The following is a 13,901-nucleotide window of genomic DNA, read 5'->3' on the forward strand; positions in this document are numbered from 1 at the left end:
CTGCGCTCAACGCCCGTTATAACGTGGCGCCCCCTCGGGCTCATGCCATTTGAATCTCAAGTAGGTCTCGGCAAGCTGTTGAACCAGCGTCCTGTCGATGTCGTCAATAACGCCATCATGGTTAACATCAAAGTGAATGTTCCATTCGAGCTCCCCGTCGTTATCGAAGTCATACGCAGCGTTCCACATGATCAATGTCTTTTTGGTGATAGGGCCGAAGCCTTCATACAGATGCAAACGGACAGTGTCTGGGGTGCCGTCCTTATAAAAATCCTCGGTAAAGATATGCATATAACGCATTGAAGCAAGCCCGCTGCTGAACCAGTTAAATTTCAGATAGGCGCCGGCAAACTTGCTCAGCAACTGGTGATCACGGGTACTTTCCAGCTCATTATTTGTGACATCTCCCAAGCAGACATCAATGCCTCCGTCTTCATTGATATCAAGCGCGTAGGCGTTATTAATCACCGCCTCTTTGCTGCCAGCCACCGTTGCGCAAAACTGCAGCACGACGGTATCTGGCCTGCCACTGTAAGAGCGGTCTTGAGCAATCACCTTTAAATAACGCATGGACCTTCTCCCTTTAGAACACGCTCACACGCTAGGGCAAGAGAGGTTTATCAACTAGGTCAGCGCGGCCATGCCGAAGACAGGAAAGTACAACTGAACAACACCCTGCCTGTACCTTTCCCTGTCGGCAAAAGTCCCCTGTCAGCGCAACATCCCACGGGCCTTGACCTTCAACACCTCAACGTCCAACACGGGTACGTTCACGCCTTTGGCCTGTTCGTCCCAGTGACGCATGCGCAAACTCACGGCGCACAGCGGGTCCTGCTCAAAGGCTCGGGCTTCTTCGGCGCTCATCACCCCGCCCTGATAGGCCAGGGTACGGCGGCTGGCCTCACTCAAGCGCGCGTAGTAATCCGGTTGAACAAAGGTCAAGTAGCGTTTGGCCTGTACGTGATACTCGACCAACTTGGCCATGCGCTCGCTGAACCCTGCGCGGCGTAGATAATCCGCACCCAGCCGCTCATGGCTGACGACGCCATAACCGTCCATGTTCTCGCCACCCTGGCCGCAGAGGTGACCGATATCGTGGAAAAACGCCGCCAGCACCACTTCATCATCAACGCCCTCGGCCATGGCCAACTGCGCAGCCTGGGACATGTGCTCGAGCTGCGACACCGGCTCGCCGATGTAGTCCGCCGTGCCGTATTGCTCATACAAGCCGAAGACGTCGGCGATTGCCTGTTCCGGGTTCATCACGCCGCTCCCCACAGTGTGGTGATATTGCGCTCTGCCATCGCCGGCCCGACGCTCATGCCCACGCCGGTGTGCATCAACGCCGCACTGATGCCTGGAGCGGCCCGCAAGAAGGAAAACGGCGCCGGCCCGCGCGAGCCGTACACGCCCTGCCAGCGTTCCACCACCTGGATCTTGCAGCCCAGCGTCTGCTCGGCCAGTTCGATCATCCAGTCGTCGATCTGCTCGGCATTGAAGGGCGACGCATCGCTGCCGTAGTCATGGGAGTCGCCGATGATCAGCTCGCCATGGGGTGTCGGGCTGATCAGCAGATGGATGCCGTGTTCGTGCAGGTGGGGCGCTTCACGCAGGATCTGCGCCTGCACCGGCGCGGCTTCCGGCAGATCGGCGAAAGCGCCGTAGTGCACGCAACTCAAGCCGGTGAGCAACGCGTGTTGCAGGTTCAGGTTCACCGCAGGCCGCGCACGCAGCATTTGCAGGCGGCAGATGCTCGGGTTGAGTTCGGCGATCGCCTCGGCCAGCAGGGTCTGGTAGTCGTGGCCGGAGCACACGATGATCTGCTCGCCGCGAAAGCTGCCCGCCGTGCTGTGCAACTGGCCCGGTTCCACATCGCGCACCAGCGTTGAGAAGTAGAACTCCACGTTCAGCGCTTGCGCCAGGTAGTTGATCAGCGCCGGGATCGCTTCACGCGAATACAGCTGCTGATCGTCCTTGCCATGCAGCGCGGCGCGATGATGACGGAACTGGCCGCCGTATAGATCTTTCATCGCTGCCCCTTGCAGCAGGTCAACGTTGTAGCCGTGCTCCTGTGCACGGCCGGCACAGAAGGCTTCCAGCAGATGCTCTTCCGCTTCGGTGCGGGCGAACAGGTAGGCGCCGTTGCGCTTGAGCTGCAGACCCGCCCGCTCAGCCCATTGCCCCCAGATAGCGCGACTTTCCCGTGCCAGGTCGAGCATCGGCCCCGGCGGTTGGCCGGTGACCAGCGCCTGGCCGAAGTTGCGCACCGAAGCGCCCAGCGGGGTGGCACTGCGCTCGAACACCTTGACCTTGAGGCCGCGCTTGGCGGCGGCGTAGGCATGGGACAGGCCGAGGATGCCGGCGCCGATGATCAGCAGGTCGCTGTGGTGTGTCATATCGTGATGTCCTGTTTTCCAGACCGCCATCGGGGGCAAGCCCCCTCCCACAGTTCGATTTGTGAATGCCATCCGTGTGGGAGGGGGCTTGCCCCCGATGAGGCCAGTAGCCCTAACGAAAAACCTTACTGCCCTGCCACTTTCTCCGACTTGCCGTCATAGCGCTTACGCCACTCGGTCAAAATGCTGTCGCGGTTCTTCGACGCCCAGGCAAAGTCGTTCTTGATCAGGCGCTGTTCATAATCGGCCGGCAATTCGGTCTGCGGCTTGGCAATGCCGGGCTGGGCGAGGACGGCGAAGTTGTCCTTGTACAGGTCCATGGCAGCCGGGCTTGCGGAGAAGTCGGCGAGTTTTTTCGCAGCGTCGGCGTGGGCCGTGCCTTTGATCACCGCCGTGGCTTCGATGTCCCAGCCCAGGCCTTCTTTCGGCAGGATGATGTCCAGCGGCGCGCCCTGGCGCTTCAACTGCACGGCCGGGTATTCGAACGAAATCCCGATCGGGAATTCACCCGACGCTGCCAGCTTGCACGGCTTGGAGCCGGAGTGAACGTACTGCCCGATGTTCTGGTGCAGGTCGTCCATGTACTGCCAGCCTTGCTTCTCGCCAAAGGTCTGCAGCCAGGCGCTCACATCCAGGAAGCCAGTGCCGGACGACGCAGGGTTAGGCATGACGATCTTGCCCTTGTACTCAGGCTTGGTCAGGTCCTGCCAACTCACCGGCTTGGTCAGGCCCTGTTTCTCGGCCTCCACAGTGTTGAAGCAGATCGTCGCGGCCCACACATCCATGCCGACCCAGGCCGGTGGGTTGGCGGCGTCGCGGTAGTTCTTGCCGATCTTGTCCAGGTCCTTGGGTGCGTAGTTGTCCAGCATGCCCTGCTGGTCGAGGATCGCCAGGCTGGAGGCGGCCAGGCCCCACACCACATCGGCCTGCGGACGCGCTTTCTCGGCCAGCAGCTTGGCGGTGATGATGCCAGTGGAGTCGCGTACCCATTTGATTTCGATATCGGGGTTGGCCTTTTCGAAGGCCTGCTTATAGGTCTTCAACTGCTCGGCTTCGAGGGCCGTGTACACGGTCAACTCGGTCTTGGCGAAGGCATTCAGGCTGAATGCAGTGAGTACGGCAGCGACCAGCGCCAGGGGCTTGAACATGAAACACCTCCTTCAGGATTATTGGCCCGGCGCGGTCTGGCGCCAGGCTTGGGAGCGGCGCAGCGCGCCATGTGAAGCCCACGCCAGCAGCAGCGAGACGCCGGCCGAGGTGAACAGAATCAAAGTGGACATGGCCGCCGCACCGCCGACGTTGCCGGCGTCGTCCATATTCAGCACGGCGACGGCGGCGAGGATGGTGTCGGGGCTGTAGAGGAAGATCGCGGCGGACACGGTGGTCATCGCCGACACAAACAGGTAGCGCACGATGTCCAGCAGCGCCGGCAGGCAGATCGGCACCGTCACTTTCAAGTAATGGCGGTACAGCGGCGCTTTGAGCGACAGCGCGGCGGCTTCGAACTCCGCGTCGAGCTGACGCAGTGCAGTGGTGGCGGTCATCTGTGCGGTGGTCAGGTAGTGCGCGATGGTGCACACCACCAGCAGGGTCATGGTCCCGTAGAACACATGCAGGGGGTTGCCGTTGAGGTTGAAAAAGAACACGTAGCCCAGGCCCAGCACCAACCCAGGTACCGCCATCGGCACAAAACTGAGCATGCGCAGCGCCAGGTTCAGGCCCTTTTGGCCCTTGGTCTTTTCCATCAGATAGGCCCCGGTGAAGATCAGCACGCTGCCGATCAACGCCGTGCACAGCGCCATGGTCAGGCTGTTGCGGTAGGCCAGCCAACCGCCGCCGGCGGTGTCTTCGAACTGATAGTGGTTAAGGGACAGCGACAGGTTGTACGGCCAGAATTTCACCAGCGACGAATACACCGCCATGCCGAACACCAGCAGCAACACGGCACAGATCAACAGCACGATACTCAGATAGCAGCCGTCTCTCAGGCGCGAGGGTGCCGGCTGGAACACTTGGGCGCGGCCGCTCATGGAATCGCCGTGGCGACGACGCAGCCAGGCATCCACGCCAAAGCTGAACAGCGCCGGCAGCAGCAACACCATGCCGATCAATGCGCCACGCCCGAACTGCTGCTGGCCAACCACGGCTTTGTAGGCCTCAAGCGCCAGCACCTGATAATCGCCGCCCACCACCACGGGCACACCGAAGTCGGTGATGGTCAGGGTAAACACCAGGCAAAACGCGGCAAACACCGCCTGGCGTGTGGCCGGCCAGGTGATACTGCGAAACGCCCGAGCCGGGCTCGCGCCCATGCTGGAAGCCGCATCAAACAGACGCGCGTCCGCCAGGGATAACGCTGACAGCAGAATCATCAAGGCATGTGGGAAGGTGTAGATCACCTCACCCAGCACAATGCCCCAGAAGCCGTAGATATTGTCCGAGAGCAGCCCGCGCAGCATGCCTTGGTTGCCGAACAGGTACACCAGCGCAATGCCCGGCAACATCGACGGCGCCATCAACGGCAGCAGCGACAGGCCGCGCCAGATCGCCTTGCCGGGAATCAGCGTACGTTGCAGGGCGTAGGCAAACAGGTAAGCCAGCGGTACGACGATGGTCGCCACGCTGAGGGAAACTTTGAGGCTATTACCCAGCAGCCAGTGGAAGTTGTCGCTCGTGACCAGTTCCCGCGCAGCGACCAGGCCACCGCCCTGCCCGGCTTCGCTGCTGAAACCGCGCCAGAAGATCGCCAGCAATGGCAGCAGCACGGCGATGCCCAGCAGCAACAGCCACAACAGCTTGCCGCCGAGCACGAAAATACGGTCGCCCGTTTCGGCGCGGGAAGCCTGGCGCGGCAGCGTCATCACGGCAGCCATCTCAGGCAAACACCTGCAGGCTGCGCGGCGGCAAGGCCACCCAGATATCCTGGGCGCCCAGGCGCGGCATGGCTTCCGGCGCCAATTCGGCCAGTAACGGGTGGCCGGGCAATTGCTCCAGTTCAAAGCTCATGCGGCAGCGGTTGCCGAGGAAGGTGATCTCACGGACCTTGGCCGGGAACAGGTTCTCTTCGTGCACCGGCGGGTTGATGCTGATCGCCTCCGGGCGGCAGAACAGGCGCCCGGACTTGGCCGCACCGGCATCGTCGGCCAGGCGCATGTTCATGCCGCCGACCTGGGCGTGGCTGGCACTGTTGCGGCTGAACGGCAGCCAATTGCCCTGGCCGACAAACTCCGCCACGAACGGCGTGGCCGGGCGGTCGTAGATCTCCTGAGGCGTGGCGTATTGCTCGACCTTGCCGTTGTTCATCACGGCAATGCGGTCGGCCATCAGCATGGCTTCGTCCTGGTTGTGGGTGACCATCAACGTGGTGATACCCAGGCGTCGTTGCAGTTGGCGCAACTCGGTGCACAGATGCTCGCGCACGCGGGCGTCGAGGGCTGACATCGGTTCATCCAGCAGCAATAACGACGGCGCCGGGGCCAAGGCACGCGCCAGGGCGACCCGCTGCTGTTGGCCACCCGAGAGTTGCCCGGGGTATTTCTTTTCGCTGCCCAGCAGGCCGACCAATTCCAGCATCTGGCCAACGCGCTGGCGTACTTCATCACGACCGCTGCCGGTGAGGCCGTAGCCGATGTTCGCTTCGACGGTGAGGTTGGGAAACAGCGCGTAGGACTGGAACAGAATGCCGTAGTCCCGTGCCTGGGGCGGCAGCAGGGAAACATCCCGGTTGCCCAGGTAAAGTTCGCCGCTGTCCTGGCGCTCCAGCCCGGCGATGCAGCGCAGCAAGGTGGTCTTGCCGCAGCCGGACGGGCCCAGCAGGCACACCAGCTCGCCGGCGGCGACGTCCAGGGAGACGTTATCCAGCGCGGTAAAGGCGCCGAAGCGTTTCTGGATACCGCGCACCTTCATCGGCGCGCCGGGTTGGGTCAGGGCTGTGTTCATGGTGGCACCTCATCAAACTGATGAAGGCCATGCTAGGCAGGCAATGCGTCCCTGATGTGGCAGAAAGGCAAAACGCGGTGATAGTGGTATTGGTGGATTTGGGTAGAGCTCTCAGCGGTGAGTTGCCTGGTCTATCGCTATCGGGGGCAAGCCCCCTCCCATACTTGACCGAGTTCCAACATGAGGCTTGCCCCCGATTGGCCCTCAAGGCAGCCACACACCTCTAAATTGGCGACATTTCCTGCGCCAACCCCAGAAACGCCGCCGGCAACCGCGCGCCCTTTCGTTCCTTCAGGCAGTACAGGTATTCCGGAATCTGCGGCGCATTCTCGATCGTCAGCACCCGCAGCTGCGGGTCATGGGGCACTTCCTGACGGGCAATGATACTGATGCCGATATTGCGCAGCACCGCTTCACGAATGGATTCGCGGCTGCCGATTTCCAGCAGCGGGCCGTAACTCACGCCGGCGCCCTGCAGCATGTCTTCGGTCAACCTGCGGGTGGTGGAGCCGGCCTCACGCATCAACAGCGTGTGCCCTGCCAACGCGTTCAACGACACATGATCAACCTGGGCCAGTGGATGATTGCGATGCACCGCCAACACCAGCGGATCAGTGCCCAATACGCGGCGAATCAGGCGTGGGTCTTCCAGCAATTGCGAGGAGGCGGCGACGTCGACGCGATAATCGTCCAGCGCTTCCAGCACTTGCTGGGAGTTGCCGATTTCTACCGACACCTCCACCTGCGGCAGGCGTTCGCGGAAAGCTTTGACCAGGTCAAGGATGTAATACGGCGCGGTCGCGGCAATTCTCAATGCACCCTGGACCTGGCCATTGTTGCGCAGGAAGAACTCGATATCCGCTTCCTGCTGCAACAGCGCCTTGACCATCGGCAGCAGGCGCGCGCCGTCGTCGCTGACGGTGAGGCGGCGACCGCCTCGGTAGAACAGCTCGACGCCGTATTGGCTTTCCAGGTTACGGACCTGGGTGGTGACCGTGGGTTGGCTCAGGCCGAGCTTTTTCGCCGCCTGGGTGATACTGCCCAGGCGGGCGACCATGTAAAACGCCTTCAACTCGGCACTCAGCACACCACCCTCTCATCGACTATTTGCGCAACAGGCGCAGGCCATTGAACACCACCAACAGGCTCACGCCCATGTCGGCGAACACCGCCATCCACATGGTGGCCATGCCCAGGAAGGTCACGGCGAGAAAAATCGCCTTGATCACCAGCGCCAGGGCGATGTTCTGTTTGAGGATACTCGACGTTTGCCGCGACAGACGAATGAATGCCGGAATCTTGCGCAGGTCATCATCCATCAGCGCTACATCAGCGGTCTCGATGGCGGTGTCGGTACCGGCGGCGGCCATGGCAAAACCGATCTCGGCACGGGCCAGCGCCGGTGCGTCGTTAATGCCGTCGCCGACCATGCCCACGCGATGGCCTTGGCCGTAGAGGGTTTCGATGGCTTGCAGTTTATCGGTAGGCAACAGGTCGCCCTGGGCCTGGTCGATGCCGACCTGGGCAGCAATCGCCTGGGCGGTGTGGGTGTTGTCGCCGGTGAGCATCAGGGTCTTGATGCCCAGCTCGTGCAGTTGCTGGATGGCCTCGCGGCTGCTGTCCTTGACCGTGTCGGCCACGGCGAACAGCGCCAGCGGGCCGGATTTGTCGAGCAGCAGCACCACGGACTTGCCCTGTTTCTCGAGGGCGAAGAGTTTCTCTTCCAGCGCCGGCGAGCAGAGGCCCAGGTCTTCCACCAGGCGGTGGTTGCCCAAGTGGTAGGTTTCGCCATTGATATCCCCGCGCACGCCGCGACCGGCCAGGGCCTCGAAGTTATCCACAACGTGGGTGGGCAGGTTTTTATCCACAGCCGCGTTGGCAATCGCCAGCGACACTGGGTGATCGGAACGCCCGGCCAGACTGGCGGCCAGGGCCGGCGCGCTGTCTTCGACGTTAGGGAACAGCGCCAGGTAATCGGTTTGCACCGGCTTGCCGTGGGTAATGGTGCCGGTCTTGTCGAGGGCCAGGTAGTCGAGCTTGTAACCGCCCTCCAGGTACACGCCGCCCTTGATCAGGATGCCTTTGCGCGCCGCCGCAGCGAGACCGCTGACGATGGTCACTGGGGTGGAAATCACCAGCGCACACGGGCATGCCACCACCAGCAGCACCAGGGCACGGTAGATCCAGTCGAACCAGACGCCAGCCATAAACAGCGGCGGAACAATGGCCACGCCCAGGGCAAACAGGAACACGGCCGGGGTGTAGATTTTCGAGAACCTGTCGACGAACCGCTGGGTCGGCGCCCGTGCGCCTTGGGCCTGTTCCACCGCGTGAATGATGCGCGCCAGGGTGGAGTTGTTGGCCGCCGCGGTCACTTTATATTCCAGGGAACCGGCCTGGTTGATGGTGCCGGCGAAGACTTTATCGCCCACGGTCTTTTCAATCGGCAGGCTTTCACCGGTGATCGGCGCCTGGTCGATGGTGGATTGGCCGGCAGTGACTTCACCGTCCAGGCCGATGCGTTCGCCGGGCTTAACCCGCACGATGGCACCCATTTCTATGCTTTTGACCTCTTTTTCAACCCACGTGCCGTCAGCCTGCTGCACGGTGGCCTGCTCGGGTGTCATCTGCATCAAGCCGCTGATGGCATTACGCGCGCGATCCAGGGATTTGGCTTCGATCAACTCGGCGACAGTAAACAGGAACATCACCATCGCGGCTTCCGGCCACTGGCCAATCAGGATCGCGCCGGTCACCGCGATACTCATCAAGGCATTGATGTTCAGGTTGAGGTTTTTCAGGGCAATCCAGCCCTTTTTGTACGTGGTGAGGCCGCCGCTGAGGATCGACACCAACGCCACCACCGCGATCACCCAGGTGGGCGCGGCGTCAGTGAAGTGCAGCACTTCGGCAGCCAACGCGCCGACGCCGGACAACGCCAGCGGCCACCAGTGTTTCTTGGCGGGCGGCTCAGCGGCAGGCGTGCCTTCTTCGATGGGATCGGCCTGCATGCCGAGGGATTTGATCGCGTCGATGATCGGCGCAGTGCTCGGCAGGTCATGGGTGACGCCGAGGATGCGGTTGATCAGGTTGAATTCCAGCTGCTGCACGCCCGCAAGCTTGCCCAGTTTGTTCTGGATCAGCGTCTGCTCGGTGGGGCAGTCCATGGCTTCGATGCGAAAGGTGCTCAGCCGCGAACCGGCGGTGGGCGCTTCGCTCAGTTGCACCAACGCAGGGGCCGGCGTGCCGGAACAGCAGGAGCCGCCGTGGCCGTGGTCATGCACGGGGGTCAATTTCTTCGGGCCATGATCGTGATCGTGGTCATGTTTGTGCGGGGTGTGGATGGAATCGCTCATTCTGTCGCGTCCGTAGAGGTGCCTGTTGCCAAGTAAAGACCCTGTAGCCACTATAGGGTCAAGCACCCATTTGGAGATTGCTGCGATGAAGATCGGCGAATTGGCCAAACTGACCGACTGCCCGGTGGAAACCATCCGTTATTACGAGAAGGAAGGCCTGCTGCCGCCCCCGGCGCGCACTGACGCCAACTACCGCGTGTACACCCAGGCGCACACCGAGCGGCTGGTCTTTATCCGCAACTGCCGCAGCCTGGACATGACCCTGGAAGAAATCCGCAGCCTGCTCGGGCTACGGGACAGCCCGCAGGACCAGTGCGAAAACGTAAATGCGTTGATCGATGAGCATATCCACCATGTGAAAGCGCGGATCGACGGGCTGCTGGCGCTGCAGGAGCAATTGCTGGACCTGCGTCAGCGCTGTGGCGGCGGGGATCATTGCGGGATTTTGCAGCAACTGGAGGTGAGCGGAGGTGTTGCCGCCAGCGAGGCCGAGCCCTCGCATGTGGGCAGAAGCCACGGCCATTAATTCAAGCGAACACGGCTCAAATGTGGGAGGGGGCTTGCCCCCGATAGCGGCGTGTCAGTCACCGATGACTTAACTGACCCACCGCTATCGGGAGCAAGCCCCCTCCCACATTTAGACCGAGCTCGTCTTTAAATAGCGACGTCGGCCTTGATGCTTGGGTCAGCGTCGTAGCCTACGATCTCAAAATCTTCGAATTTATAATCGTAGATCGACGCAGGCTTACGCTTGATCACCAGTTCCGGCAACTTCTTCGGTGTGCGCGCCAGCTGGGTACGAATCTGCTCCATATGATTGCTGTAGGCGTGGGTGTCGCCGGTGGTGACGATGATCTCGTGAGGGATCAGATCACATTGCTGGGCCAGCATATGGGTGAGCAACGCCAGCGCGGCGGTGTTGTACGGCAGGCCGAGGAACACGTCGGAGCTGCGGATATACAACTGCATCGACAAGTGACCGTCGTGTACGAACGCCTGGTACAACAGGTGGCATGGCGGCAGGGCTTGTTTGCCGTTGCGCGCGTTTTCCTGCGGGCTCTTGGTTTCGTCGGGCAGGTACTCGACGTTCCAGCCGTGGAACAGGATGCGACGGCTGTTAGGGTTGGTCTTGAGCGTATGGACCATGTAGTCGATCTGGTTGATCGTGCCGCCGTCCTTGGTCGGCCAGGCGGTCCACTGCTCGCCGTACACCGGACCCAGGTCACCGTCTTCGGTGGCCCACTCGTCCCAGATTTTCACGCCGTTTTCGTTGAGCCACTTGATGTTGGTGTTGCCGCTCAACATCCAGATCAGCTCGTTGGCGATACTTTTGAAGTGAAGCTTCTTGGTGGTCAGCAACGGGAAGCCGTCGGCCAAGTTATGCCGATACTGACGGGCGAACACCGCTTTGGTGCCGGTGCCGGTGCGATCGCCCTTGGTCAATCCATTGGTCACGACGTCGTTCAGTAGTTCGAGATATTGCTTCATTTGGGTACCCGTATCGTTGAAGCCGAGGCTTGGAAGCCTCGGCATTCGAATTTATAGCGCGGTGTTCTTCAAAGGCTGCGGGCGGTTGTAGGCCCACCACAGCAGGCCCAGGCCGCCCAGGATCATCGGCAGGCTGAGGATCTGGCCCATGGTCACCCAACCGAACGCCAGGTAGCCCAGTTGCGCATCCGGCACGCGCACGAACTCGACGACAAAGCGGAAGATCCCGTAGAACAACGCGAACATGCCCGACACCGCCATGGTGGGGCGCGGCTTGCGCGAGAAGATGTACAGGATAAGGAACAGTGCCACACCTTCCAACGCGAACTGGTAGAGCTGCGACGGGTGGCGCGGCAATTGCGCCGGGTCGCTGAACGGCGGGAAGATCATCGCCCACGGCACGTCGGTCGGCTTGCCCCACAACTCGGCGTTGATGAAGTTACCGATACGCCCGGCGCCCAGGCCGATCGGCACCATTGGCGCAACGAAGTCCATCAGTTGGAAAAACGACTTGCCGTTGCGGCGACCGAACCACCAGGCCGCAATCATCACGCCAATAAAGCCGCCGTGGAACGCCATGCCGCCTTTCCACACTTCGAAGATCAGCGTCGGGTTGGCGATGTACGCGGGGAGGTCGTAAAACAGCACATACCCCAGGCGCCCACCGACGATCACCCCCATCGACAGCCAGAAAATCAGGTCGGAGAGCTTCTCCTTGGTCCAGGTCGGATCGAAACGGTTCAGGCGTCGGGAAGCCAAAAACCAGGCACCGCCGATGCCAATCAGGTACATCAACCCGTACCAGTGGATTTTCAGCGGACCGATGGCCAGGGCCACCGGGTCGATCTGCGGGTAAGGCAGCATTGCGACTCCTCGTTAAATCATTCGTGATGGCGCCGGACCATGCCGGGGCGCGATTAAGCCTGCATTACTCAAGTTGTTTAAAGCAAAAAGTTTATGCCGACGCAGAACAGCAACCCGGCGAACAACCGCTTGAGCAAACGCGGCGACAACCGATGTGCCAGGCGTGCGCCGAAGCGGGCAAACACCATGCTGGTCAGGGCAATGCCCAACAGTGCCGGCAAATACACGAACCCTAGACTATGAGCGGGCAACAGTGGGTCATGCCAGCCCAGAATCATGAAACTTAAAGCGCTGGCCAGCGCAATCGGCAGGCCACAGGCCGATGAGGTGGCCACCGCTTGCTGCATCGGCACGCTGCGCCAGGTCAGGAACGGCACGGTCAGCGAGCCGCCGCCAATCCCGAAAATCGCCGAGGCCCAGCCAATCACCGTGCCCGCCAGGGTCAGGCCGACCTTGCCCGGCACCGTCCGGCTGGCTTTGGGCTTGACCTCCAAGGCCAACTGCACGGCCACCAGCAGGGCGAACACGCCAATGATCTTCTGCAGGTGCGGGCCGGAAATCGCTTCGGCAGTCAGCGCACCAAAGCCGGCGCCGAGCAGGATGCCCACGGTCATCCACACGAAGATCGGCCAACGCACCGCGCCACGTCGGTGGTGCTCACGCACCGCGTTCACCGAGGTAAAGATGATTGTTGCCAGGGACGTGCCCACGGCCAGGTGGGTCAGCACCTGCGGGTCGAAGCCCTGCAAGGTGAAGCTGAACACCAGCACCGGCACGATGATAATCCCGCCGCCCACGCCGAATAGCCCGGCGAGCACGCCCGCACAGGCGCCAAGCAGCAAATACAGCAGAAATTCCATGGGAGCCCCCCAACCAAGTCCGGCATGTTAACGGATGGAAGGCATGCGACCCAACTGGATACGATGGAACGCTGCAGCCGGTGTGGGTAGAGTGGCAAAAAAACACAAAAGGGATCGCCTGATGTGCCTGATTGTTTTCGCCTGGCGGCCGGACCATGCCCAGCCGCTGATCGTTGCGGCCAACCGCGATGAGTTCTACGCCCGCCCCAGCCTGCCGCTGGCCCAGTGGCCGGATGCGCCCGATGTCTACGCCGGTCGCGACCAGGAAGCGGGGGGCACTTGGCTGGGTGTGAATGCCGATGGGCGTTTTGCCGCCCTGACCAATATCCGCGATCCCCACCAGCCGCCGGCACGCAAGTCCCGAGGGGAACTGGTGGCGCGTTTTCTCAACGGATCACTGCCGATTGAGGACTATTTGGCCGACGTTAATGGCCGTTCGATTGAATATGCAGGATTCAACCTGCTGGTGGGCACGCGGGATGAGTTGTGGCATTACAACGCCAACCATACCGAGCCGACGCGGTTGAAGGCTGGGGTGTACGGGTTATCCAATGCAGGGTTGGATACGCCGTGGCCTAAGTTGCTCAAGGCCAAGGCGGCGTTGAGCGAACTACTTGGGGACCCGCAGCCGGAGGCGTTACTGGGGATTTTAAGTGATCCACAGACGGCGCCGTTTGCGGACCTGCCAGATACAGGGGTGGGATTGGCGACGGAAAGCCTTTTATCCAGCGTGTTTATTGCCAGCCCGAGTTACGGGACGCGGGCGAGTACGGCGCTGATTGTGAATGCCGACGGGACGCGGCGGATGGTGGAGCGTAGTTTTGGACCGCATGGCGGCAGACTGGGCGAGGTAGAACTCCTCCTGTAGTGAGCGGGCTTGCCCCGCGCTGGGTGGCGAAGCCGCCCCACAACCCGCTAACCGGTTCTATCTGAAAGCATGCGGCGCTTGTATTAGGGCCGCTTCGCAGCCCAGCGCGGGGCAAGCCCGCTCACTACAA

13 protein-coding genes are annotated in these 13,901 nt (G+C 61.6%); 2 read left to right on the forward strand and 11 right to left on the reverse strand.

Annotation, left to right across the window (positions count from 1 at the left end; genetic code table 11):
- Nucleotides 1-6 precede the first annotated feature (6 nt).
- The 8 genes from K7431_RS05910 to K7431_RS05945 all read right to left on the reverse strand — a co-directional run bounded on the left by K7431_RS05910 (nt 7) and on the right by K7431_RS05945 (nt 9,691).
- Entirely contained in the window at nt 7-570 is a 564-nt protein-coding gene (locus K7431_RS05910) for a hypothetical protein (RefSeq protein WP_015886380.1), read from the reverse strand.
- Nucleotides 571-711: 141 nt separating this feature from the next.
- Nucleotides 712-1,263, reverse strand: coding sequence for a phosphonate degradation HD-domain oxygenase (locus K7431_RS05915; protein WP_015886381.1), 552 nt, complete (start codon nt 1,261-1,263; stop codon nt 712-714).
- Nucleotides 1,263-2,396, reverse strand: coding sequence for a TIGR03364 family FAD-dependent oxidoreductase (locus K7431_RS05920; protein WP_015886382.1), 1,134 nt, complete (start codon nt 2,394-2,396; stop codon nt 1,263-1,265). The genes K7431_RS05915 and K7431_RS05920 overlap by 1 nt, the downstream gene beginning before the upstream one ends.
- Before the next feature lie 125 nt (nt 2,397-2,521).
- Nucleotides 2,522-3,544, reverse strand: a complete 1,023-nt coding sequence (locus K7431_RS05925) for a putative 2-aminoethylphosphonate ABC transporter substrate-binding protein (RefSeq protein WP_015886383.1) — start codon at nt 3,542-3,544, stop codon at nt 2,522-2,524.
- Nucleotides 3,545-3,562: 18 nt separating this feature from the next.
- On the reverse strand, nt 3,563-5,269 hold the full coding sequence (locus tag K7431_RS05930; protein WP_043206039.1) for a putative 2-aminoethylphosphonate ABC transporter permease subunit: 1,707 nt from the start codon (nt 5,267-5,269) through the stop codon (nt 3,563-3,565).
- A gap of 1 nt (nt 5,270) precedes the next feature.
- Nucleotides 5,271-6,335, reverse strand: coding sequence for a putative 2-aminoethylphosphonate ABC transporter ATP-binding protein (locus K7431_RS05935; protein WP_015886385.1), 1,065 nt, complete (start codon nt 6,333-6,335; stop codon nt 5,271-5,273).
- A 223-nt stretch (nt 6,336-6,558) separates the two neighbouring features.
- A complete protein-coding gene (locus K7431_RS05940; protein ID WP_015886386.1) occupies nt 6,559-7,422 on the reverse strand; it encodes a LysR family transcriptional regulator in 864 nt (287 codons plus the stop codon).
- 16 nt (nt 7,423-7,438) lie between these two features.
- Nucleotides 7,439-9,691, reverse strand: coding sequence for a heavy metal translocating P-type ATPase (locus K7431_RS05945; RefSeq protein ID WP_015886387.1), 2,253 nt, complete (start codon nt 9,689-9,691; stop codon nt 7,439-7,441).
- Nucleotides 9,692-9,776: 85 nt separating this feature from the next.
- Between K7431_RS05945 and cadR the strand changes: the two genes are divergently transcribed.
- Nucleotides 9,777-10,217, forward strand: coding sequence for a Cd(II)/Pb(II)-responsive transcriptional regulator (gene cadR, locus K7431_RS05950; protein ID WP_015886388.1), 441 nt, complete (start codon nt 9,777-9,779; stop codon nt 10,215-10,217).
- A gap of 128 nt (nt 10,218-10,345) precedes the next feature.
- Here cadR and K7431_RS05955 read toward each other — a convergent pair whose 3' ends face one another.
- The 3 genes from K7431_RS05955 to K7431_RS05965 form a co-directional block, all read right to left on the reverse strand.
- Nucleotides 10,346-11,179, reverse strand: a complete 834-nt coding sequence (locus tag K7431_RS05955) for a thymidylate synthase (RefSeq protein ID WP_015886389.1) — start codon at nt 11,177-11,179, stop codon at nt 10,346-10,348.
- 51 nt (nt 11,180-11,230) lie between these two features.
- Entirely contained in the window at nt 11,231-12,043 is an 813-nt protein-coding gene (lgt, locus tag K7431_RS05960) for a prolipoprotein diacylglyceryl transferase (protein ID WP_015886390.1), read from the reverse strand.
- A 77-nt stretch (nt 12,044-12,120) separates the two neighbouring features.
- The gene (locus K7431_RS05965) at nt 12,121-12,903 is read right to left on the reverse strand and encodes a sulfite exporter TauE/SafE family protein (RefSeq protein ID WP_015886391.1); all 783 of its coding nucleotides are present in this window, start codon (nt 12,901-12,903) and stop codon (nt 12,121-12,123) included.
- Nucleotides 12,904-13,024: 121 nt separating this feature from the next.
- On the opposite strand from K7431_RS05965, the gene K7431_RS05970 reads away from it, so the two are divergent.
- Nucleotides 13,025-13,771, forward strand: coding sequence for an NRDE family protein (locus tag K7431_RS05970; protein ID WP_015886392.1), 747 nt, complete (start codon nt 13,025-13,027; stop codon nt 13,769-13,771).
- The last annotated feature ends 130 nt before the right edge of the window (nt 13,772-13,901 follow it).

This window comes from Pseudomonas fluorescens group sp. (genome assembly GCF_020093335.1).
GTDB lineage: Bacteria > Pseudomonadota > Gammaproteobacteria > Pseudomonadales > Pseudomonadaceae > Aquipseudomonas > Aquipseudomonas petroselini.

Coding starts and splice junctions, on each gene's coding strand:
- K7431_RS05910 (WP_015886380.1), bottom strand. CDS start 570: ATGCGTTATTTAAAGGTGATTGCTCAAGACCGCTCTTACAGTGGCAGG.
- K7431_RS05915 (WP_015886381.1), bottom strand. CDS start 1,263: ATGAACCCGGAACAGGCAATCGCCGACGTCTTCGGCTTGTATGAGCAA.
- K7431_RS05920 (WP_015886382.1), bottom strand. CDS start 2,396: ATGACACACCACAGCGACCTGCTGATCATCGGCGCCGGCATCCTCGGC.
- K7431_RS05925 (WP_015886383.1), bottom strand. CDS start 3,544: ATGTTCAAGCCCCTGGCGCTGGTCGCTGCCGTACTCACTGCATTCAGC.
- K7431_RS05930 (WP_043206039.1), bottom strand. CDS start 5,269: ATGGCTGCCGTGATGACGCTGCCGCGCCAGGCTTCCCGCGCCGAAACG.
- K7431_RS05935 (WP_015886385.1), bottom strand. CDS start 6,335: ATGAACACAGCCCTGACCCAACCCGGCGCGCCGATGAAGGTGCGCGGT.
- K7431_RS05945 (WP_015886387.1), bottom strand. CDS start 9,691: ATGAGCGATTCCATCCACACCCCGCACAAACATGACCACGATCACGAT.
- cadR (WP_015886388.1), top strand. CDS start 9,777: ATGAAGATCGGCGAATTGGCCAAACTGACCGACTGCCCGGTGGAAACC.
- K7431_RS05955 (WP_015886389.1), bottom strand. CDS start 11,179: ATGAAGCAATATCTCGAACTACTGAACGACGTCGTGACCAATGGATTG.
- lgt (WP_015886390.1), bottom strand. CDS start 12,043: ATGCTGCCTTACCCGCAGATCGACCCGGTGGCCCTGGCCATCGGTCCG.
- K7431_RS05965 (WP_015886391.1), bottom strand. CDS start 12,903: ATGGAATTTCTGCTGTATTTGCTGCTTGGCGCCTGTGCGGGCGTGCTC.
- K7431_RS05970 (WP_015886392.1), top strand. CDS start 13,025: ATGTGCCTGATTGTTTTCGCCTGGCGGCCGGACCATGCCCAGCCGCTG.